Below are 19,902 nucleotides of genomic sequence, written 5' to 3' on the forward strand. Positions count from 1 at the left end.
TCTTCTCTCCTTAGTGCATGTATAGGCCGCCGTTCACCGACAAAGTCTCACCGGTGATATAGGCCCCTGCATCGCTGACCAAGAAGCTCACTGATGCTGCAATTTCTTCTGGTGTAGCAAGGCGTTTCATTGGGATTTGATTCGTGATGGACTCCAATACTTCTGGCTTCATTTGCTCAACCATTGGTGTACCAGTGTAACCTGGCGCAATAACATTTACTGTCACACCCGAACGAGCACCTTCATACGCCAAGGCTTTAGAGAAACCTATCATCCCAGCTTTCGCCGCCGAGTAGTTTGCTTGACCAAACTGCCCTTTTAGGCCATTGACTGAGGAGATGTTAATGACACGACCACCGCCTTTTTCGCACATCGCAGCGAACAGAGGTTGCGTAACGTTGAATAGACTATTGAGGTTGGTATTAATGACGTCATTCCAAGCTTGCGCAGTCATCTTTTTAAACACGCCATCACGTGTGATACCTGCGTTGTTGATAACGACATCAATGGTCCCTTCTTCCTCAAGCAATTGCGCTAACTTTGCTGCACACTCTGCAGTGTTTGTTACGTCCAACTCAAAAAGGCGAACCTGATCTTTGGTAAACCCTTTACTGTTGAACCACTCCAACGCACATTCATAGTTGCCTGTGAAATACGTAGCGATTACACGGTAACCATCATTCACTAATTGAGAGGAAATAGCAGAACCAATTCCGCCTTTTGATCCGGTGATCAAAGCGACTTTCTTCATCGAAGACTCCATTCTTAACGGCATTTAAAAAAGCAAACTAAATACACTGATGAAATAAATCACCAACTGACGTGTTTATTTATTCTTTTGGCTACCAATCCTGTGATGCCTTTTATTTTAAGTTAAACCAGAAATATTACATTTCAAATAAAAAACTAATCCATTTGCATAAGATTGATTTAGATCTCATTAAACATGAAATGTTATAAAATGGTTAACTCTTTATAAGTCATTGTTTTAAATAAAATAAAGTTAAACACAAGCTTATCAGAACATAAATTTAAGCATTATTTATCAATAGGTTACATACCGAACAGTGGACGTTACATCATCTCATGATTTCAGATACCACTCTCATGCTCAGAGTTGTTCTCTATAAATACGATTAGAATAATAATTCAAATATCAATATAAGCAATTGTCAGTAATATCATTTAATTACTAACTTAAATGATATTTAAGACAGTATAAACTTAATTTTATATTTATAGTTTCGCTTATGAAAAGTGGTATATTTAGAATGTAAACAATAGAAGAAAACGTCTCATTTTGGTGCAGTTCGCACTATTATGACGCAGCAATTAAAAAATAATTTCAGTTTTATTTTAAATATCCAAATAACATCAATTAACTAGCATTTAACGTATCGAATCACTTTTTATCTATTGAAGTACCGGTACGGTGCAATATTCGATGGTGCCATCTCCTAAAGCAATCATCTAGATTCTTTAACCCAGTAAATTGATGTTATACCCAAATGACGTCAAGATGCAGAAATCGTGTCAGTGACATGCTCCGCAGGGCGAGTTTCCTTATCCCACAGCCTTTGTTAACGATTTTTGATTTAGAACCAGTAGGTCTTCAAATCGTTGCCGTGCCTGTGAGCCAAGTCATTCTCGCTGAACCTAGCACCTTGAGGTTATTTGGGGATATTTGGGGATAGTATCCTTTATCAATTTGCACTATCTTTGTGGCTTCTATCAAATCACTTAGTGATCAACAAACATGAATCTTGCATTGCTCAGTATGTTCATCCCTACCTTCTTTTTTGTCTCAATTACACCAGGAATGTGCATGACGCTCGCCTTAACGCTAGGAATGAGTATCGGTTATCGCCGCACATTATGGATGATGATTGGTGAACTCGTCGGTGTCGCGCTGGTTTCAGTCTCGGCAGTACTAGGGATCGCAGCGATCATGCTCAACTATCCTTGGATGTTTATCGCACTAAAGTTTATTGGTGGCGGCTACTTACTCTATCTTGGTGTAGAAATGTGGCGATCTCGAGGTAAGTTAGCAATAAATGTCGATAATTTAGAAAAACCCAAAAGTGGCAATGTCGCGCTCATCATGCAAGGCTTCGTTACCGCTATCGCAAACCCAAAAGGCTGGGCATTTATGATTTCTCTACTGCCGCCTTTTATCGATCAAAATGCGGCTCTTGCTCCACAGCTGATCGTGCTTGTCTCCATCATCCTTCTTTTTGAGTTCATTTGTATGTCTCTGTATGCCACGGGTGGCAAAGGACTTAAACGCGTGTTGGGTCAATCAAAGAATGTGCGTCTGATGAACCGTATCGCGGGCACTTTAATGATGGGGGTTGGTGTTTGGCTATTACTGAGCTAAAGCAACGCTGGAAATGATGAAAAATATCCTAAGAAAAATTACGCGAAACATAAGTGAAGTATTAGATTTTCAGGCCCGAGTTTGGGTCGTAAACGTTTATGCTGGAGAACACAAAGGCGAATCTTACGTTGTAAACGAAGACAGCTTTTCTGAGCCATTGCAATGGATGAAAAAGAAAGGTTATCACACATCCATGCTGCGCCTGGTTGAATCGATGAAGCGCTCTCAAATCATTGAGTTCGATTTAGGTCACGTCAAACACCGCCTGATGCGTGTGAAATAGCACAAAGTAAAACGCCACTCAAACTGAGTGGCGCGAGCACTTTTTACCTTCAGCACCTCGTATTACGGCGCGGTATCAATCTCAACAGGCAAGTAATGCTTCGGTTCGAGCTTGAACAGTTCAGGTAATACGGTACCAATGGAAATGGAAGACCATGTACCTGATAGCACACCAATAAACATCGCTGTTGAGAAACCCGCTAGCGGTGCTCCCCCCATAATCCATAGTGCACCAACAGTAATCAGTGTTGTGCCTGAAGTCACCATCGTTCTAGAGAACGTTGCGATGACAGCCTGGTCATTGATGTCTTCCATTTTCCAACTTTGTTTCGCGATCAGTAGCTCACGAATTCGATCTGAAATGATGATCGAATCATTCAATGAGTAGCCTAAAATTGCCAATACGGCAGCAAAAACCGTTAAGTTGAATTCCATTTGGGTAACGGCGAAGAAGCCGAGGACGACAATTACGTCATGAGCCAGAGCAAATACAGAGCCACTCGCTAAGCGCCATTCAAAACGGAAACACAAGTAACCAAGGATGCTCAGCACACAAATCAATAGTGCTAAACCGCCTTGGTCAAACAAATCCTGGCCAACTTGAGCACCAACAATACTGTTGCTGACGACATCAACTTGATGTGAAACTGGCTTTAATACCTCTTCCACACTTGGCAGAGTTTGCCCTTCTTCAGGGGCGGAGTAGCGAATGAGCCAACGACCATCTTCACCTGTGCGGGTGACAGAGGTTGATTCACCAAGTTTTGGTTGTAGTGCATCAAGCAGATCGTGGTTGGTTAACGACTTATCGACTTTCACTTCTGTCACCATACCACCAGTGAAATCCAAGCCGAGATTCAACCCTTTAAAGCCCAGAGCACCAAGTGCGATCACCGTCAAAACGATAGAAACTAGCGTAGTGAAGTGGCGAATTTTACGAATATTTTGTTTTAGCATTTCGACCATGATTAAACCCTCACATCACGACGGGCATCTCGGCCCCAAATTAAATTGATCATTGCTCGAGAGGCAAATACGCCTGTAAACATACTGGTTAACAAACCTAATCCGAGTGTTAAAGCAAAGCCTTGGATTGGACCGTTACCGATGGCGTATAAAATCACGGCGGTGATCATGGTAGTAATGTTGGCATCAAGGATGGTCGAGAACGCGCTATCAAAGCCCAGATCAATCGCTTGAGCGAAACTGCGGCCTTCACGCATTTTGTCCTTAATACGTTCGAAGATAATAACGTTGGTGTCCACTGCCATACCAACGGTTAACACCAACCCTGCAATACCTGGAAGCGTTAGCACCGCACCTGGTAACAAGGCAATTAAGCCAAGCAAACAAAGCATGTTGGCACAAAGCGCCACGTTCGCCACCCAACCTAAGCGGCGGTACCAAAGGGCCATAAAGGTCAGTGTTAAACCCATACCCAAAGCAAGTGCCGCAAAGCCATTTTCAATGTTTTCAGCTCCCAAAGAAGCACCAATAGTGCGCTCTTCTACGATAGTAACCGGGGCTGTTAGCGACCCCGCACGAAGTAATAGCGCTAACTGCTGCGCTTCGTCCATGCTGCCAGCGCCGGTAATACGGAATTGGCTACCAAGTTGAGATTGAATAGTCGCAACGCTGATAACGCGCTCGCTGCGCTCCGTTACGCCACGATCGTTTGTCTTGTATTCGCGGTAAACCGTCGCCATTGGCTTGCCAATATGCGTTGCAGAGAAATCACTCATCTTTTTACCGCCCGCGTGGTCAAGCGAGATGTTAACTTCTGACATACCCATATTGTCGACGCCTGCACGAGCGTTAACAATGTGCTCACCCGTTAGGACTGGTCGTTTCTCCAGAACAACAGTTCGGCCATCGTTATCTTTCAGCACAAGATCTTGGCCGCTTCGCGCTTGGCCTGCATCTTTCACTTCATAGAATGCCAAACTCGCAGTGGCACCAATAACGTTTTTCGCTTGTGCTGGGTCTTGTACACCTGGTAGCTCAATACGAATGCTGTCTTTACCCTGACGCTGAACTAATGCTTCCGTAATGCCTAGCTCTTCAATACGACCACGCATAATCTTCAAGTTTTGTTGCAATGTCGTTGATTGGAACTCTTGAATATTCTGCTCACTTGGCTCAAGAACAAAACCGCGAGACGAGCTTTTCACCACCCAACCTGGATAGTTTTGACGCAAGAATTTGTTTACTTCAGCTAGGGCGGTATCACTCTCACTGTTTACCGCAATGCGGTTACCACTTTCTGCGCGAATTTGTACACCACGCACGCGCTGATCTCGCAGGCTTGCTTTGATCTCATCGATCAAAGCATTACGTTGCTCCTCAAATGCTTTATTTACGTCGACATTCAAGAGGAACTGTACCCCACCGCGAAGGTCAAGACCGAGTTTGATTGGGCTAAAACCCATCTCATTCAGCCACTCTGGAGCAACAGACACATATGAGAAGGTAATGCTGTCTTCTTTATTTAGCTCATTGTTTAGTAACGCACGAGCTTTGCTTTGCGCATTTTCATCATCGAATACAATGGTCGTTTTGCCATCTTTTTCGATGATTTTGTCTGCTGAGATATGATTGGTTTTCAGTAGTTGATTCAACTGAACAACCGACATTTCACTGCTGTTTTGGTTTGAAAACGTTAGCTGGATCGATGGTTGCTCACCGAACCAAGTCGGAATCGCGCTTAACGTTAAGATAATGACCGTCGTGATTAATACGACATATTTCCAAGCTGAATAGTGATTCATCAGCTTTCTGTTCTTTTGCTGCTTTGGTGTTTTTTTCATGTAAACATCATCCCTTCACTACGAAGTGAAGCTTTTAATAACAAGGCTTAACACACGACAGATGCCCCCAGAATAAATTCAGGGTATGAAATGCTCAGGACGGTTACGCCCTGTTGAATACAATCGTCGTGTTAAGAGTGCACAATGGTGCAAATAGATGGTGTTTAGGCAGAAAACTGACTATTGAGTGCGACGTACATTGCGTTGGTCTCTTTCCAACCAGAAATGCGATGATCGCTTGTGAAATGATAAAAAGTGTACTGGTTTTGACGCCAATTGATATCCATCAGGCTGTAGGCATAACCTGCGTCAACATAGAAAGGCGTGTTTAGGTCACCAACAACGTCAACATGCTCATCATCGAGGCCTTCACGTAAGTGAGAAACCCAACGTTGAGTGTTAAATAGAGCTAGCGTATCGAGTCTTGCATGACTTTCAGAAATCGGAGACTGCGTCGTTTCTTCTGAGACTTCAGAAAAATCGATTGAGGTATTTGCAAAAGCAATACTCGCAACAAATGGTTGCAGCTTAGAAAAGTAAGGTAAATGAGCTTTCTGATCGATTTGCGCAGCAAAAACATGCGCTGGTAGCAATACCATCGCAAGCAGCATAAAAAGCAATTTTTTCAAGCAAATCTGAGACATAAGAACTCACTAAAAACAAAACGAGTCGAGTTTTTTCACTCGACTCGATGATAGTATTCCTATTAATTATGGTTCACAACTAAAAAGTTATAAATCTCTAGAGGCTTTAAACTAAAGGCGCTCTGTTAACGGTAAAAGATATCGCCTTTATCGACATCTAAATAGATTTTGTTCTCTTGCTCCAAACCACCACAATAAATGAAGTACACATTGCGCTTGTCATAAGTAACCGAACGAACCCAGCCACCGAGCTCTTCAAAATCACTCGGATCACAGGTTTCATCGTCTAACAATTGCTGGGTTTTCTTGCGGAAGATGTCCAAGTGGACTTTTAAATCATCCGACTTCTGCAAATATCCATCCAGTATTTCCAAACGCTCTTGTTCTTTAATAACTGGCTCTGCATCAGATAATCCTTCGGCATTCAACCACTCAGCTTTTTCTTCACCGCCCTCTTCATAAACAAGGTAACCAGAGATTCGATACCAACCATCCACTTTTTCTAACACCGATACTTTTTCTCCCTTATAGAGCGTATCGACAACCAAAGCATTAGCATTTGGCTTATTGTAAACATTGATTCGACGCTCAATGACATAGTATTCGGTCACTTCAGGAGGGGCGGTTTCTAAATCCAGAATCGGTTTGGATATTTCTTCTTCCACTGGCGCTTGCTCCACTTGCGCAGCTTTTGGCGCCTCAGGTTCATCTTTCTGCATAAAGAAGAAATAGTATCCAGCACCCGCCCCACCGAGCAACAGTATGACAATCAATGCGATGAGAATTTTCTTCATGTACTTTTCCTTTTCATTCTTTGTTCTTATCTCACCGGCAACACGCATGTCGCGGAAATTTGGGTATATACTCAAAAGGGTCGGTCAACTAACGCGAGCAATAATGATCAACAAACTCAATTGGATACTGTTGCTTCTTCTGTTCCCCATTATGGGGCACGCCAATATTCAATGTAAACCATCGTCGTGGAATGACAATCTTACCCAATTCAATCGTTTAGAGTCCAATTACAATAAGCATGTTGAGGTATTCAATGCACTTTTAGCCGAACATAAGCAGCGTCAGTTATTGTCCCAAACCTTTTCCCTACATGAACTCGTATTACTTTGGCGCGCCCGCTCGAACCAAAATGCGTTCAAAACTCAATTAAAAGCCTCCATTCAATATAAAGAAGAACTCACGACTAAAGCTAATGAGTTGATTAAATTGAGCACACAATCTCAATGGTCAGCAAATGGATGGAAGAAACTTGCCCAAAAGTGCCGTGAGTCAAACGAAACTGCCAATCAAATCACTGCGGAGTGGTATAACACCAACGCTTTGCAACTTACCGAGGATTACAAACGCCTTTCTTCACAGTACCAAGCACTAGCGCAACTCTATGATAAAGAAGCGAGATCGCTTCAATACGCTCAAGATGTTTCGAGGTAAAAATCGAGCCCGTTTTGAAAAGACGATGTCGGGTTTTCGCTCCAATATTGGACGTTATTCGTGCTTTAATTCCCTCTTTTAGTGATCCCAACATTATATGTAAAAAATGGGACTGTTCCCTTTTACAAACTTGACTAAACCATGACCAAGAGAGGCAACTTATAGAGACATACGTCACAATAATGCTTTACTTATGGCCAATTTTTGGTTAATTTACCCATTAATAAAATTTAATAAAAAGTCACATTTGGCTGGAGATGATGCTACAACCATGGTTATCAATCGATTAAGTAACAGGGACTGTCCTAATGCTACCAAAGCCAAGTTTTTGTCAGTAGTTAGGCACGTAAAAGAGTTTGGTTCAATCAGCGATTTGGACCTTTGTAAAATCTTCGGAGAAACAATTTGGAGTGATGGGAGGGAATACCATTCAGCTGCGTTCTCATTCAAGGTTGATAGATACACAGGTAACTGTGAAATCTCACAATACAAGCAGCAATAAGGCTTAAGAATTTATAAGGCGGAGTCAGGAAACTGATTCCGCTTTTTTGATCATCGCAATCGTAAAGTCGTGATCGGAATAACCCTCAATCAATTGTGCGTCTGGACATAGCCATCGGCAATAGCGTAACACCCCAACTTTATTATGCGATGCGAGCATTCTCATGCTCGGCAGCTTTTCTTCATCCAATAAGTTAAACACGCACCCTTTCTCTGCGGTCCGGTACATTTTCTCAATCATCTCAATGGTATGATTTGGATTCGCGGATTGATAATTCAATGATCCAGAAGCAAAGACATAATCACTACGGGGCAATACCAACGTTGAAAAGTCACCGCATACGAACTCACTTTGAGTACGAAAGTCCCGCTTTCTGGCCTCAGAGATAAACTGTTTTTGCTGATCAATGCCAATATAACTTTGGGGGCGCAGATTATTGAACTCAATAAACGCTAATAAGTCTCCGTAGCCGCACCCAATATCTAAAAGACTTGAACCGTCTAACGTTAACCCACGGCACAAGGCTTCAAATCGACTGATTTGGCTGTACTTATCTCTCCATCCCAGCGTTCGCGCTCTGTCTGTACCGAACTGTCGGTATCGCTTTCGGTGATAGTGAGCAATCTTAAGTCTATCGAGAAATTTCATCTTTCTTATGCATAAATCGGCAAGCTTCCATTTCCTTTCACTTGTCTAATCGCCAAGTGCGTATGGATATCTTTTACGTTTTCTAATCGTTGTAGCTTTCTAGTGAATGTTTCATAGCCAGCGAGATCTTTGCTGACCACTTCTAACAAATAATCATAAGCCCCTGATACAACATGGCACGAGATCACCTCGTCCATTTCAACAACAGCATGTTCAAATTCATCAATCGAAGAAGCTTGGTGGTTGTTCAAACTGACTTCAACAAATACGGTCATCGCAATACCCACCGTGTCTCTGGACACAATGGCTCGATAACCGCTAATTACGCCCTCCTGCTCTAAACGCTTAATGCGTCTTGCACAAGGTGATGCCGATAATCCTACTTTGTCAGCGAGCTCTGCCGTAGTCAGGGTTGCATCCTTCTGCATCAAGTTGATCAGTTGCCTGTCAATTTTGTCCATTTTTCCTTCCATGCCAATAATCACTAACAATTGACACTTATACGCGCTTTATCACCAACATCAAGCTTAATTACGTCAAATTTTGCCTCCCCTTGGCACGAGTTTTATTCAACAATTAACACATCATTTACAAATGGACATGCCGACAATGATCTTGGGATACGCAGCTATATTAACGACCTTACTGCTTTGGTCTGGTTTCTTTATTTCTTTAAAAGGGGGCGCAATTTCTAACTTGCAGCCAGCCGATATCGCGTTAGTTCGCTTTCTAATCCCAAGTTTAATTTTATTACCATTTGTGATTAAGCATAAGCAGGCGCTTCGCGTCGTGCCTAAACGCTACCTAACTGGTGTTGTGGTAGGGAGTGGCCTGCCCTACCTGCTGGTCGTCGGCACAGCTATGCACTTCGCTCCCGTGGCGCACGGCAGTGCATTAGTACCTGGCACTTTGCCATTGTTTGTTTCTGCTATCGCGGTGTTGTGCTATCAACAGTCGCTGAGTGCTCACCGCTTAATCGGGCTTTCTACGGTGCTGTTAGGGATTTTCGTATTCTTTCTTTCTAATAGCGGTGCAGAGTACAACTGGTCTCAATTACAAGGCCACATCTTGTTTCTAACCGGTAGCATTATGTGGGGCGTTTTCACCATCAGTGCTCGTGTTGCTAACCTTAATGCGCATGTCTGTGCTGGGTTCGTTGCAATCGCGTCTTTGGCACTGCTCATCATTGCGGTTGGCTTCGGATGGGTAGATAGTTACCTAGCGATAACGCCGATCAGTCAGTGGCCGTGGGAAGAGTTATTTGGCCACGCGATGTTGCAAGGTGTCGGCGCAGGCTTAATCGCCTCTTTTACCTTTATCTATGCAATCCGAATTATTGGCGCCGAAGCCAGTGCTGCTTTTGGGTCATTAACTCCAGTCGTCGCGACACTTCTTGCCGTTCCAATTTTTGGTGAACAACCAGATTCACTGACTTGGTTAGCGCTGATGCTGGTAACCTGCGGCAGTATTGTGGCAAGCCAAATCTTTATGAAAGATGGAATGAGCCAAACTTATCGCCCACCACTTCACAGATAGCGATAATTTTACAAAAACTTTTGTCCTACTATCTTGAATAACAAAATGGCGTTTTGATAGCCTCGATTTAACCAATAATTAAAACGCCAATGTAATGCCTGCCACTCATACTAAAGATGAACTGCATAGATTCCTCAAACCGGGAATGAAACTTTCGACTAATTTCGAGTTTGGGCCTAAGGACCAGTATACATATCCCACCACCTATCTTGGGATGAAAGAGAACGCGTATTTGATTCTTGATATACCGATGCGTTTGCTTGAAGAGCAAGTGATGAGAAAACTCCCAAACGCCGATGTCATCGTGCGTGGTGTATCAGATACGGAGTTAGGCCATGTCATTGCATTTAAATCCAGTGTTCTAACAACTGCGGTTCGTCCTTCGCCCCTTTTATTTATTCGAATTCCAGGAACATTTGCAACCAAACCAGTCCGGGAACACGAACGATATAAGCTGCAAATGGATTGTAAGATTGTTCACGCGGGGAATGTTTACGACGGTAGCCTTATCGACTTCTCACTGGCAGGTATTGGTATCTCAACCTTTATAGAGCCAGAATTCAACGTTGGTGAAAGTGTCACTATCGACTCTTCTCTAAGTCACTATATCGGAGAAGAAAATCGGTGTGTCATTGCCAACATTAAGAAGTTGGTGAAAGGCTGGGTAATAGGAATTAAATTTGAAAGCCCAATAGCGATGAGTCACGAGCTAAAAACAGAGTTACTGGAGCAGTCCTTTCTAACCAGTAACGTCTGAACTTACTGCTGGCTAAAGCGCGTCGCCTCAAAGCTGTTGAGCACTCTGTGCACCGCATAGGTCACGAGCAGAGTGACAACAATAGCAAACAAAATACTACTCACGCGATACAGCGCGCTGAACATTAAATCGCCATCCGGAGTAAGGTATTGGCCAAATAAAATACCTAATGTAGTTAATCCGCCAAACCCAGCTCCTGACCCACTAGACTCTTTTACATGCATATAGCTGAACATCATCGCGCCAATCCACAGCAATGGGACGATAAACAGCAAGGTATCCGACCAATCGTATAGTACGAGCTGCCCAGCAATACCAAAGGTTACCCCCATCAAGGTCCCCATTGCTCTTTTGCGCGCATACCCTAAAGCACCGTTCCAATGCATAGGAAACAATAAAAGCAAGGTTGTCGCCTGAGCGGACATAGAATCACTGAGGTCAAATAGCTGGAATACAAGGAAAGACATTGTAGCGATGCTCGCCCCCATAAGGGCTTCATGACGCATGCGGTGATTCTGTTTAGGCTGAGATGGTTTGGCCGATGGCTGACGAGGCTCTGCATCAGGGATCAAAAATGTCACGACGTAGGCCACGATCACTGAAATAACATTCGCTTGTAGGTTGCTGAATATCAGATCATTTAAGTCGGTTGTTGGATAACTCGCAAAATGCAGCATGATGCTCAAGCTCAGCACGCTATTTGCCCCAAACAAGAATAAGCTCCCTTTTGACATACAGGCGAACTTATACAAAAACAACCCGAAGGCGATGATCGTCATCATGCCAGGATGTCCACCAAATAGCCCACCAAGAATACCGACCTCTAATCCGCATACGACCGCTGAAAAAATCAGCTGTCGTGCGGCATGCAGGCTCATGACTGGTACCATTCCAAGTAACAACATCGGTGTTACGGTAAAAAATACGCCATAATTCCAGCCAAAGACCTTACATAAGGTGAAGCCAATGGTCGCGCCAGTTGTAATGCGCAAACACTGACGGAAGTCGTTTTCCGACATGGGGTGATCCCATAACTTCATATCGCCTCCCCGTTAATAAATGTAATGAAGAAGACTCAAAAATCGGATCTGACATCTCGCTAACCAGCCAGATAACGAGTTTTCTGGCAACAGTTGCACAGTCGCACGTGCCCCGGCCGGAAATGCGCGCTGTTGAGGTTCATCGATAGCTAAATGTAAACGTAAACGCTGCGCGTCTCTCACCCAACGGTTTGAGTCTGTCGGTGTCGCTAAACGGCCATCCGCATCAAACTGGCCCGAGCTTACCCCCGCATCCACACTCGTAATACGAGCTTCAAATACGTCACCTGGCAAGCTATCAAAGGCCACTAACGCCCGACTGTTCTGATTGAAGTGTCGCAGACTCTTTTCACGAAAGTCGGCAATAATATCCACGTCATCCGAGACTAAAGCCACAAGAGGCGTACCAGCTGCCGCATAGGCACCCGTTTCCAGCTGCAAGTTAGCGACAACGCCATCATGCTCAGCAATTACTTGAGTGTAAGACAGATTAAGTTCCGCTTGTTTTAGCTGGTTTTGTGCCACGCGGATATTTACATTCGTTGCACCTAAATCGCCTCGGTTTACTTCCAACTCTTTTAAACGAGCGCGCGCGGCCAGTAAGTTTGCTCTGGCTGCCGTTGCACTACTTTGTGCGTCGTCACGCTGTTGTTGCGAGGTGCCATTGCGATGAAACAATGTATCAAGACGTTTGGCTTCGCGAACTTTTTGCTCGGCGACAATTTTACTCGCTTCAACGTCCGCTTTTGCCGCTGCAATAGAGGCATCAAGCTGTTCATTATTTTGAATCACACGCTCAAGGTTAAGTTGAGCCTTTTCTACGGCGAGCTGATAAGGCTGTGGATCAATCTGGAATAGTAGATCGCCTTGGCTTATTTCTTGGTTGTTGGCAACATAAAGATGCGTAATCTGTCCACTCACACGGGGAGCTACTTTCGTTACTACTCGCGTTGCCATTGCCTGGGGCGTCAGTGGCATAGCGAGATCTGCGACTAGAAAATAGGCAAAGACAAGGACAAACGCGACGCAAGAATACTTGATCCAACGTGCGAATTTTTGATCTGGAGTCATAGGCGTTTACTTCTCTTTTAATTCGGGTTTCTGACTTATTCGCTAAGTGAATCAAGTGCATTGTGAGCAATCTGATCGAGGATCAATGAAAGCTTTTGAAGCTCTTGGTCATTGATTTCTGTCAGTAGCTTGCTCCGTACTTGAAGAATTCGAGTCTCCATTTGCTTGAGTAGGGTTTTACCTTCTTCTGTAAGGCTAACAATACGTGCTCGCTTGTCATGCTCACTGCAATGGCGAGTGATCAGAGATTGCTCTTCTAATAGCTTTAATGTGCGCATCAGCGATGCCAACTCAATCTCAAGCGCTTCAGCCAAATGCTTCTGACTAACGTTGTCGCCCATTCGATAAAGTTTCCATAACGCAGTCCAACGCGGGTACGTCAGGTTTAAAGGCTCCAACTCGCGATCTGCAACCATTTTCCACAAACGGGCAACACGAGATAACTTTTCAGCCAGAGAAAGGTCGCGCAAACTGTTGATGTCTTGAATCATAAGATCTACTCAATTACTTAGCTTGCTAAGTAATATAAAATAGTTAGCACGCTAAGTAAATAAGTTTTTGTGATTTAAATCACATAGAATATGCCATTGGGGAACAAGTTTGCGTAACGTAGTACTTGGGTTGAATAGTAGTGATATACGACACTAAAGGTGATATCAGCACTCCTGGCTTATCAACAAGTGAAGCATTTGAGATACAAAAAAAGCACAACCCTAAGTTATGGCGTTGTGCTTTTCGGTCTAGTGAGCGATTGAATTATCAATTGAGGCTCATAGCGAATGAGTTCATCACGTTCGTTCAATTAAGAATCGCTGCTTGAAGTCAACAAAGGCTTCATGGAGCGCATTTTCTTTAATCGGTTTGAGCAATACGTAATTCGCGCCCGCCTCCATAAACGCATCACTGGTTTCTTTCGCCGTATCGGCAGTACAAGCATAAATTGGCGTGCCTAACTTCAGCTTCTGTCGGATCTCTTTGGTTGTTTCAATTCCTCCAAGATGCGGCAGTTGGTTGTCCATCAAAATCAAATCGTAAGTATGATCTTTTAAGAACTCCATCGCTTCCAATCCATCTTTTGCCCAATCAACCTGCATTTTGTACTTGTTACAAAATGCTTTGAGAATGAAAGCATTAGTATGGTTATCTTCTACCAACAGTACTTTTAGACTCTCTGCGAATAACTCACCAGGTTTAACTCTCAAGCTTGAATCAAGAGGGGTGAGCACTCGCTCACGATCTTTCACTGGCATTGTAATAACAAAGGTCGTACCCAAACCTTTTTGACTGCGTACTTGAACGTCACCTTCCAGCATATCGACGAGGCTTTTCACAATGGTCAGTCCCAAACCACTGCCACCGTATTCTCGAGTGGTCGTTGCTTCCTCTTGAACGAAAGGCTCGAACATTTGGTCAAGCTTATCGGGCTCTATGCCGATGCCCGTATCCGTAATTTCCACTACCAACACACTATTTTCAGCGCCGTAGAACTGCTCCAGTTCAGCATGCAAGCGTACGCTGCCCGAGGGGGTAAACTTAACTGAGTTACTGACTAAGTTGAATAAAATTTGGTTCAGACGAACTTGGTCAGTAAAGATTTCAACATTGGGATCAATCTTGTTTTCAATGACGAGGTTAACGCCTTTATTTTCGCAAATTGGACGATAAATGTTTTCTAACGTTCGAATCGTGTCAGTGAACGAAAACGGGTGCTTTTGAATATTAAACTTACCCTGCTCAATCTTCGAAAAATCCAAAATATCATTCAAAACAGCAAGTAAGTGCTCACCACTATGTCGGAGTACATCAATTTGGTTATTCTGCTCTTCCGTTTCGACCGAGTCTTTTAATAATTGAGCAACTCCTAGAATGCCATTGATTGGCGTTCGGATTTCATGGCTCATTTTAGCCAGAAAATCGGCACGTGCTTGGGCGGATTTTTCTGCCTCTTTACGTGCCAAGTTACTTTGTTTTTCCGCTTCAATAAGCGTCGTAATATCCTGACCTTGAACAATGATACCGCTGATATCACCATCCACTCGAATCGGCGATAAGTTCCAGCGATATACCTTGTCTCCAATTGGTACATTGACGCCAGTTAACGTGGCTCCTTGAGCTGCCATTCGCAGGTGCGGCATCAACTTTTCTTTGAAGCCTTTAAACACTGGGTGCATGGTTTCAATGTCGTTTTCCATGACCAATTCTTTGCGGGCTGCCGGATTGATTTGGATGAGTACGCCAGACTCTGACCAAACCATAATCGGCGATAACGCAAAGTTAAACAGATCGCGGAATGAACGCTTTTGCGCTTCCAGCTCTTCAAAGGTGTTTTCTAGTGTCGAACCAATATGATCGAACTCCTCGATATCCGATCCGCCAAATCGTTCGAACCCTTTTTCTTCACGAGCCGAACGAGTGTATGCCATCAACGAGCCAAGCTCTTCGACAACTCGATTCTCAATCCACTCTTTGGTCATCAACGCAATCATCACCATCCCGATAACCGAAGCCAGCATCGCTAAAAGGTGCTGGATTTGCAGCGTCACAACACTCTGATTGTCCTGCACGGTTAGTAAACACAAATCCGTCGTGGCAGCATTGACTTCGATAGGGGTTTTAATGATCAACAACTGGTCAAGCTTTTGCTGAGACTCTCGCCGCTTCAGAACATCAAATATCTTGTACGCTTCATCTCCGACTAGTGAGCTAGCTAGTGGCGTATCGTTGGCCACCAAAACAACATTATCAACGTTCCCTTCGTTTTTTAGTCTTTCCATCAACCCGAAGTTGTTATCTAGAACAACAACATTGTAAGAATACCCCATCACTTCACCGGTTTTAGGTTGTAAAACCGGTACACGACGCAGTAACAGATGGCGAGTTCCCATTGGGGTATGTGAAGGAAGGTAATACCAATTGTTGCTAAAAGTCACTTGGCTCGCGAGATCATTGAGAATCAAGTTATTGATGCCATAGAAATGCGCATTCCCATCGTCCCAAATAATGCCTTGATGATCTGTGAGAAAGCGAAACTCTGGCGTATGAGAAGGATCACTCTGGTCAATACTCATGAAAAAGTAATTGAGAGCTTCTTCATCCCGTTCTGTATAAAAATCTAAAACAACATCACTCTTCGAGTTACTGTTGTGATGAATCTGAATCGCAGCAAAATGGCTATCAAAAATATTAAGAATCAGCGCTGACGTCTGTTGCTTAGTTCTGTCGACTTCCTGCCAAATAATTTGCTTCGAGAAGTAATAACTCTGAACGAAGATACCTAAAATGATCGGAGCAAGTACGAGAATGATTATTTTCGTAATAAGCGTCGACAATGAGCGACGCTTTCTTGTTTTTGATGTAGTTGTCATCAATTGTCTGAGTATCTAAATGCGCGTTTTCTTAATGCTTCAATTCTTTCTGGAGAATCAGATTTCGTGACGACTTCAAAATCACCAGAATAAACGGTTGGAACGGGTTTCCCTTCAAGATCCCACTTAATCGCTTCTGCCATTGCAATGCCAGTATCATCGTTCATACGCATAACAGTAACGTCTAACTCCCCTTTCGAAAGCGCTTCTAATTCTGCAGAGCCGCCACCCCAGCCGTTGATCATGACATCTTCACGCCCTAATTCTTTCAGCGCATCAACAGCCCCTAGCGCCACATCTGTAGAACACGCATAAATAAAATCGACGTCAGGGTATTTTTCCAAACTCGCTTTTGCTGCTTCATACCCAGACTGCTTTGTCGCTTTGGTATAGTAAGCAGATTGTAGTTCAAAGTTGTTATCACGGTTGACTTGATTGATAAAGGTATTGCCTCTGATATCGCTGATATACCCTTCTGAAAAGTAGAGCACACTATAATGGCTCTGTTTTGGAAAACGCTTACCAAACTCCACGGCAAGCTCACGGCTGCCTTCAGCATGATCAAAACCAACATAAAGGAACGGTTGGTGATCCTCCCAATCTCTTACCGGTGTAGTGATATTTTGTAAGATCAACTTGGTTTTCTTTGAGTCTAAGACGTGCTCAACAAACTTACGATGCCTAGTGGTATCGAGAGTGAAAATCAGATAATCGGAGTTGCTCTTCAGCGCTTCCATTAAAGACAAACTTTGTTGCTTAATATCTGCGTTGGGACGGGTAAATACTTGATTAAGTTGATAGTCGATATCGAGTTTATCTAAACGCTGTTCAAATGCGTCTATATTTCGAATCCAATAATCCGAAATCTGTTGGCCTGGATAAACCACAGAAATTTTTAACGGACTCTTTTTGTCTCTTTCAACCGGAACAGGAGTCTCTCGCACGGCGTCAGCCAACGCATTCGTTAACTGCTTCTGTTCTGGAAACTGGTCTAAAAATTCTTGATATGCCCAATACCCATTGAGGACTTGAGTGGCTTGCGCTATCGGCGCGACAGTGGCCATTGACATCAGGGAGAATACTAACGCTTTTTTCATCTACTGCTCTTTTAGCTTTTTATGAGCCTAATTCAGCTCTATTCGTTACCTAGCCGAGTCATCCTTTACTCTTGTAATCTACCTTCCTCTGAGTGCCTGTTTCAATAATAAATTGGTTCTTAGTCTGAGTTGGAACGAATAAACGTTTATTGTGTACCTAATTGTAAGGTCACAAAATATCATTTCTCCTTTTCATACTCTGAGTGTTTAAACAGAACACCAACCCATTATGCGTCAGTTTGTTCTTACATGGTACTCCAAAACTAAAAAGAAACCGCCTCAGTGGACGGTTTCTTTGTTATTCGGCATGTCGCGAACGCTTATTTCGATAAAGCCATTTCTAACATCATCTGCTGATTTTCATCAACGACAATACTTGCTTTTGACGTAACAAGTAGCTCTTTCTTAGCTTTTGTTAGTTGCTTAATATAATACTCAGCCCGCATGGCAAGTGTCTTTGAATCAAAATCCGAAGACCACTCCAATACCAAGGGACCTTTTCCCTTTAAAGCTTTCGCTCCTTTGCCCGTTTGGTGCTGATTGAATCTTCGCTCAACATTGTTTGTGACACCGCAATACAGCGCATTGCGGTTATTTCGTATCAAATAGACACTCCAACGCTGCGCTGTATTTTCAATCATGAAAGTAGTGACTCGACCTTAGCTTTAAGTTCATCGAGCTCTTCTTTAAGCTGAGCAACTTCGAGCTCTAGCTGGCTGACTCGATCAGAATTAGAGCCAGCCGCTGACACTGGCACTGCTAGCTCAGAGACGTCAACGTCGCCACAGAACAAATGCATATAGCGTGATTCTCGCTTCCCGGCTTCACGCGGTAACTTGACCACTAATGGTCCTTTTTCTTCGCTTGCTAAGTGCTCCAAAACCGTTTCAACTTCTTTTACATCATGAAATGTCGCGAGACGATTGGTACGAGTGCGAATTTCCCCAGGCGTTTGAGCACCACGCAAAAGCATACAACATACGATTCCCTTCTCTTGTTCTGTCAGTTTTAAATCACCAAACTCCGTATTACAGAAACGGTGCTGATACTTGCTAACACGGCTGTTAAACGCACTTTCGTCACTGACGAGCCTACGCTCAATTAGAGCCTCAACGGCATCGAGAACGTCTGACTCAGAGAGCGACATTACGGGATCACGGTTGCTTTTTTGATTACACGCGTTGGTTAATGCGTTTAGGCTGAGGGGGTAAAGATCTGGGGTGGTGACTTCTTTTTCGATCAAGCAACCAATGACTCGTGCTTCAATTGCCGTTAGCTCAACTTTCATAATGCATTTCCTTATTATTTTTGCATTTGACTTGGTACCTAAATCGCTTCGAAATCATGCATCATACATTGGCAAAGAGATGCAAGAAGCGTTAACGATTCAGGTGTCGGTGTCAGGCTAAAGCATAGCGCAAGACCTGGCACCCTTTGCGAATCGGGTCAGGTATCAATGCTCCGAGAGAATTGGCACTTTCGTCAAATTGCCATCTTGATCAACCATCATTATTTTTGAACGATTCAGCTCAACTTCGATGATTTCGAGTTGCTCGCGAGCGTTGATATACGCTGTTTTTAACTTTTCAGCCACAGAGCGAGTGGCTTGCTCATTATCTTGACTACTTACTTGCTCCGCAGTGTTCCCAGAGTCCATATCAAGTTCATCATTTTGCATTCAATGGTGTTGATAATATAGTGAAGGCCACGTTATGACAATGAATCGATGGATTCTACGATGTTGCCTAAAACTCGATTAAAGAAGCGTGATTATGTAGACACATCGCAATTGGTTGAGAAATGTTCAACTCTGCATTGTGATTGATCTAAAGACTGTTATGCCACTGGATGTTGTGCTTTAATCGAGGGAGATATTCATAAAATTAGGAAAGAGAACTATGAGTAGCGTATTTGAAATCGTTAACCAAGCTCGTCGTAAAAACAAACTAAAACGTGAGCTGCTTGATAACGAAAAGAAAGTTCGTGATAACCGCAAACGTGTTGACCTTCTAGAAAACCTTCTAGATTACATCAAACCAGAAATGACTCACGATGAAATCGTCGCAATCATCAAAAATATGAAAGCAGACTACGAAGATCGTGTTGATGACCACATCATCAAAAGTGCAGAAATCTCTAAAGCACGTCGTGACATCAGCCGTCGTATTCGCGAACTGACCGAAGAAGACAAGCAAACTAGCGGCAAAAAGTAAACACGTAAGCTAGATTTTTCAACCCCGAGTAAGGCTACCTTCCTCGGGGTTTATTTTTGTCTCTAAACTAAGCGCCGTGTACAATCAATCCAACTCTTATTCCTAACGCATTCAGCT

At 43.4% G+C, this 19,902-nt stretch carries 21 protein-coding genes; 6 read left to right on the forward strand and 15 right to left on the reverse strand.

Annotated features, from left to right (window positions below):
• Window positions 1–10: 10 nt before the first annotated feature.
• Window positions 11–751: an SDR family oxidoreductase gene (locus MTR11_RS15455; protein ID WP_005398281.1), complete on the reverse strand. Its 741-nt coding sequence runs from the start codon at window positions 749–751 to the stop codon at window positions 11–13.
• Window positions 752–1,756: 1,005 nt separating this feature from the next.
• Between MTR11_RS15455 and MTR11_RS15460 the strand changes: the two genes are divergently transcribed.
• Both MTR11_RS15460 and MTR11_RS15465 read left to right on the forward strand, forming a co-directional pair.
• Complete coding sequence (locus tag MTR11_RS15460) at window positions 1,757–2,377, forward strand: LysE family translocator (RefSeq protein ID WP_046875887.1); 621 nt, start codon at window positions 1,757–1,759, stop codon at window positions 2,375–2,377.
• Window positions 2,378–2,393: 16 nt separating this feature from the next.
• Window positions 2,394–2,660 carry a hypothetical protein gene (locus tag MTR11_RS15465; RefSeq protein ID WP_012842361.1) on the forward strand — a complete coding sequence of 89 codons (267 nt, stop codon included), beginning with the start codon at window positions 2,394–2,396 and terminating at the stop codon, window positions 2,658–2,660.
• Between the two features lie 62 nt (window positions 2,661–2,722).
• Here the strand turns inward: MTR11_RS15465 and secF are convergent, their stop codons facing one another.
• The 4 genes from secF to MTR11_RS15485 all read right to left on the reverse strand — a co-directional run bounded on the left by secF (window position 2,723) and on the right by MTR11_RS15485 (window position 6,904).
• The gene (gene secF, locus MTR11_RS15470) at window positions 2,723–3,625 is read right to left on the reverse strand and encodes a protein translocase subunit SecF (RefSeq protein ID WP_005397711.1); all 903 of its coding nucleotides are present in this window, start codon (window positions 3,623–3,625) and stop codon (window positions 2,723–2,725) included.
• A 2-nt stretch (window positions 3,626–3,627) separates the two neighbouring features.
• Window positions 3,628–5,466 carry a protein translocase subunit SecD gene (secD, locus tag MTR11_RS15475; RefSeq protein ID WP_005397712.1) on the reverse strand — a complete coding sequence of 613 codons (1,839 nt, stop codon included), beginning with the start codon at window positions 5,464–5,466 and terminating at the stop codon, window positions 3,628–3,630.
• A gap of 164 nt (window positions 5,467–5,630) precedes the next feature.
• Window positions 5,631–6,110 (reverse strand): hypothetical protein, encoded by a 480-nt coding sequence (locus MTR11_RS15480; RefSeq protein ID WP_104973502.1) that lies wholly within the window; start codon window positions 6,108–6,110, stop codon window positions 5,631–5,633.
• Window positions 6,111–6,235: 125 nt separating this feature from the next.
• Window positions 6,236–6,904 (reverse strand): SH3 domain-containing protein, encoded by a 669-nt coding sequence (locus MTR11_RS15485; RefSeq protein WP_182036031.1) that lies wholly within the window; start codon window positions 6,902–6,904, stop codon window positions 6,236–6,238.
• A 103-nt stretch (window positions 6,905–7,007) separates the two neighbouring features.
• Between MTR11_RS15485 and MTR11_RS15490 the strand changes: the two genes are divergently transcribed.
• Window positions 7,008–7,556 (forward strand): hypothetical protein, encoded by a 549-nt coding sequence (locus tag MTR11_RS15490; RefSeq protein ID WP_053807963.1) that lies wholly within the window; start codon window positions 7,008–7,010, stop codon window positions 7,554–7,556.
• A gap of 526 nt (window positions 7,557–8,082) precedes the next feature.
• On the opposite strand, the gene MTR11_RS15495 is transcribed toward MTR11_RS15490, so the two are convergent.
• Window positions 8,083–8,706, reverse strand: coding sequence for a class I SAM-dependent methyltransferase (locus tag MTR11_RS15495; protein ID WP_053807919.1), 624 nt, complete (start codon window positions 8,704–8,706; stop codon window positions 8,083–8,085).
• Between the two features lie 5 nt (window positions 8,707–8,711).
• The gene (locus tag MTR11_RS15500; RefSeq protein WP_031780652.1) at window positions 8,712–9,167 is read right to left on the reverse strand and encodes an Lrp/AsnC family transcriptional regulator; all 456 of its coding nucleotides are present in this window, start codon (window positions 9,165–9,167) and stop codon (window positions 8,712–8,714) included.
• A gap of 148 nt (window positions 9,168–9,315) precedes the next feature.
• Here MTR11_RS15500 and MTR11_RS15505 point away from each other — a divergent pair, with 148 nt between their 5' ends.
• Entirely contained in the window at window positions 9,316–10,242 is a 927-nt protein-coding gene (locus tag MTR11_RS15505; protein ID WP_243328119.1) for a DMT family transporter, read from the forward strand.
• A 94-nt stretch (window positions 10,243–10,336) separates the two neighbouring features.
• The gene (locus MTR11_RS15510) at window positions 10,337–10,999 is read left to right on the forward strand and encodes a flagellar brake domain-containing protein (protein WP_047008122.1); all 663 of its coding nucleotides are present in this window, start codon (window positions 10,337–10,339) and stop codon (window positions 10,997–10,999) included.
• 2 nt (window positions 11,000–11,001) lie between these two features.
• Here MTR11_RS15510 and MTR11_RS15515 read toward each other — a convergent pair whose 3' ends face one another.
• From MTR11_RS15515 to MTR11_RS15550, 8 genes are all read right to left on the reverse strand, one after another.
• Entirely contained in the window at window positions 11,002–12,039 is a 1,038-nt protein-coding gene (locus MTR11_RS15515; protein WP_243327999.1) for a DUF2955 domain-containing protein, read from the reverse strand.
• A gap of 12 nt (window positions 12,040–12,051) precedes the next feature.
• Window positions 12,052–13,110, reverse strand: a complete 1,059-nt coding sequence (locus MTR11_RS15520) for an HlyD family secretion protein (RefSeq protein ID WP_053807920.1) — start codon at window positions 13,108–13,110, stop codon at window positions 12,052–12,054.
• A 35-nt stretch (window positions 13,111–13,145) separates the two neighbouring features.
• The gene (locus tag MTR11_RS15525; RefSeq protein ID WP_005397727.1) at window positions 13,146–13,601 is read right to left on the reverse strand and encodes a MarR family transcriptional regulator; all 456 of its coding nucleotides are present in this window, start codon (window positions 13,599–13,601) and stop codon (window positions 13,146–13,148) included.
• A 297-nt stretch (window positions 13,602–13,898) separates the two neighbouring features.
• Entirely contained in the window at window positions 13,899–16,475 is a 2,577-nt protein-coding gene (gene luxQ / locus MTR11_RS15530) for a quorum-sensing autoinducer 2 sensor kinase/phosphatase LuxQ (RefSeq protein WP_005397731.1), read from the reverse strand.
• Entirely contained in the window at window positions 16,475–17,572 is a 1,098-nt protein-coding gene (locus MTR11_RS15535) for an autoinducer 2-binding periplasmic protein LuxP (RefSeq protein ID WP_243328000.1), read from the reverse strand. Before MTR11_RS15535 ends, luxQ begins: the two co-directional genes overlap by 1 nt.
• Window positions 17,573–17,892: 320 nt before the next feature.
• A complete protein-coding gene (locus tag MTR11_RS15540; RefSeq protein ID WP_012842363.1) occupies window positions 17,893–18,213 on the reverse strand; it encodes a GIY-YIG nuclease family protein in 321 nt (106 codons plus the stop codon).
• Complete coding sequence (locus tag MTR11_RS15545; protein ID WP_243328001.1) at window positions 18,210–18,860, reverse strand: YceH family protein; 651 nt, start codon at window positions 18,858–18,860, stop codon at window positions 18,210–18,212. The genes MTR11_RS15540 and MTR11_RS15545 overlap by 4 nt, the downstream gene beginning before the upstream one ends.
• A gap of 165 nt (window positions 18,861–19,025) precedes the next feature.
• Window positions 19,026–19,229, reverse strand: a complete 204-nt coding sequence (locus MTR11_RS15550; protein ID WP_031780656.1) for a hypothetical protein — start codon at window positions 19,227–19,229, stop codon at window positions 19,026–19,028.
• Between the two features lie 241 nt (window positions 19,230–19,470).
• Between MTR11_RS15550 and MTR11_RS15555 the strand changes: the two genes are divergently transcribed.
• Window positions 19,471–19,785, forward strand: a complete 315-nt coding sequence (locus MTR11_RS15555) for a DUF496 family protein (protein WP_005373603.1) — start codon at window positions 19,471–19,473, stop codon at window positions 19,783–19,785.
• Window positions 19,786–19,902: the final 117 nt, after the last annotated feature.

The sequence above is a fragment of the Vibrio sp. CCB-PB317 genome (assembly GCF_022808245.1).
Lineage (GTDB): Bacteria > Pseudomonadota > Gammaproteobacteria > Enterobacterales > Vibrionaceae > Vibrio > Vibrio diabolicus.

What these genes read in the sequence shown, in the direction of transcription:
- MTR11_RS15535 (WP_243328000.1), bottom strand. Translation starts at nt 17,572, where the DNA reads ATGAAAAAAGCGTTAGTATTCTCCCTGATGTCAATGGCCACTGTCGCG.
- MTR11_RS15515 (WP_243327999.1), bottom strand. Translation starts at nt 12,039, where the DNA reads ATGAAGTTATGGGATCACCCCATGTCGGAAAACGACTTCCGTCAGTGT.
- MTR11_RS15510 (WP_047008122.1), top strand. Translation starts at nt 10,337, where the DNA reads ATGCCTGCCACTCATACTAAAGATGAACTGCATAGATTCCTCAAACCG.
- luxQ (WP_005397731.1), bottom strand. Translation starts at nt 16,475, where the DNA reads ATGACAACTACATCAAAAACAAGAAAGCGTCGCTCATTGTCGACGCTT.
- MTR11_RS15520 (WP_053807920.1), bottom strand. Translation starts at nt 13,110, where the DNA reads ATGACTCCAGATCAAAAATTCGCACGTTGGATCAAGTATTCTTGCGTC.
- MTR11_RS15545 (WP_243328001.1), bottom strand. Translation starts at nt 18,860, where the DNA reads ATGAAAGTTGAGCTAACGGCAATTGAAGCACGAGTCATTGGTTGCTTG.
- secD (WP_005397712.1), bottom strand. Translation starts at nt 5,466, where the DNA reads ATGAAAAAAACACCAAAGCAGCAAAAGAACAGAAAGCTGATGAATCAC.
- MTR11_RS15465 (WP_012842361.1), top strand. Translation starts at nt 2,394, where the DNA reads ATGAAAAATATCCTAAGAAAAATTACGCGAAACATAAGTGAAGTATTA.
- MTR11_RS15495 (WP_053807919.1), bottom strand. Translation starts at nt 8,706, where the DNA reads ATGAAATTTCTCGATAGACTTAAGATTGCTCACTATCACCGAAAGCGA.
- MTR11_RS15525 (WP_005397727.1), bottom strand. Translation starts at nt 13,601, where the DNA reads ATGATTCAAGACATCAACAGTTTGCGCGACCTTTCTCTGGCTGAAAAG.
- MTR11_RS15550 (WP_031780656.1), bottom strand. Translation starts at nt 19,229, where the DNA reads ATGGACTCTGGGAACACTGCGGAGCAAGTAAGTAGTCAAGATAATGAG.
- MTR11_RS15555 (WP_005373603.1), top strand. Translation starts at nt 19,471, where the DNA reads ATGAGTAGCGTATTTGAAATCGTTAACCAAGCTCGTCGTAAAAACAAA.
- MTR11_RS15455 (WP_005398281.1), bottom strand. Translation starts at nt 751, where the DNA reads ATGAAGAAAGTCGCTTTGATCACCGGATCAAAAGGCGGAATTGGTTCT.
- MTR11_RS15485 (WP_182036031.1), bottom strand. Translation starts at nt 6,904, where the DNA reads ATGAAGAAAATTCTCATCGCATTGATTGTCATACTGTTGCTCGGTGGG.
- MTR11_RS15490 (WP_053807963.1), top strand. Translation starts at nt 7,008, where the DNA reads ATGATCAACAAACTCAATTGGATACTGTTGCTTCTTCTGTTCCCCATT.
- MTR11_RS15540 (WP_012842363.1), bottom strand. Translation starts at nt 18,213, where the DNA reads ATGATTGAAAATACAGCGCAGCGTTGGAGTGTCTATTTGATACGAAAT.
- secF (WP_005397711.1), bottom strand. Translation starts at nt 3,625, where the DNA reads ATGGTCGAAATGCTAAAACAAAATATTCGTAAAATTCGCCACTTCACT.
- MTR11_RS15500 (WP_031780652.1), bottom strand. Translation starts at nt 9,167, where the DNA reads ATGGACAAAATTGACAGGCAACTGATCAACTTGATGCAGAAGGATGCA.
- MTR11_RS15480 (WP_104973502.1), bottom strand. Translation starts at nt 6,110, where the DNA reads ATGTCTCAGATTTGCTTGAAAAAATTGCTTTTTATGCTGCTTGCGATG.
- MTR11_RS15505 (WP_243328119.1), top strand. Translation starts at nt 9,316, where the DNA reads ATGATCTTGGGATACGCAGCTATATTAACGACCTTACTGCTTTGGTCT.
- MTR11_RS15460 (WP_046875887.1), top strand. Translation starts at nt 1,757, where the DNA reads ATGAATCTTGCATTGCTCAGTATGTTCATCCCTACCTTCTTTTTTGTC.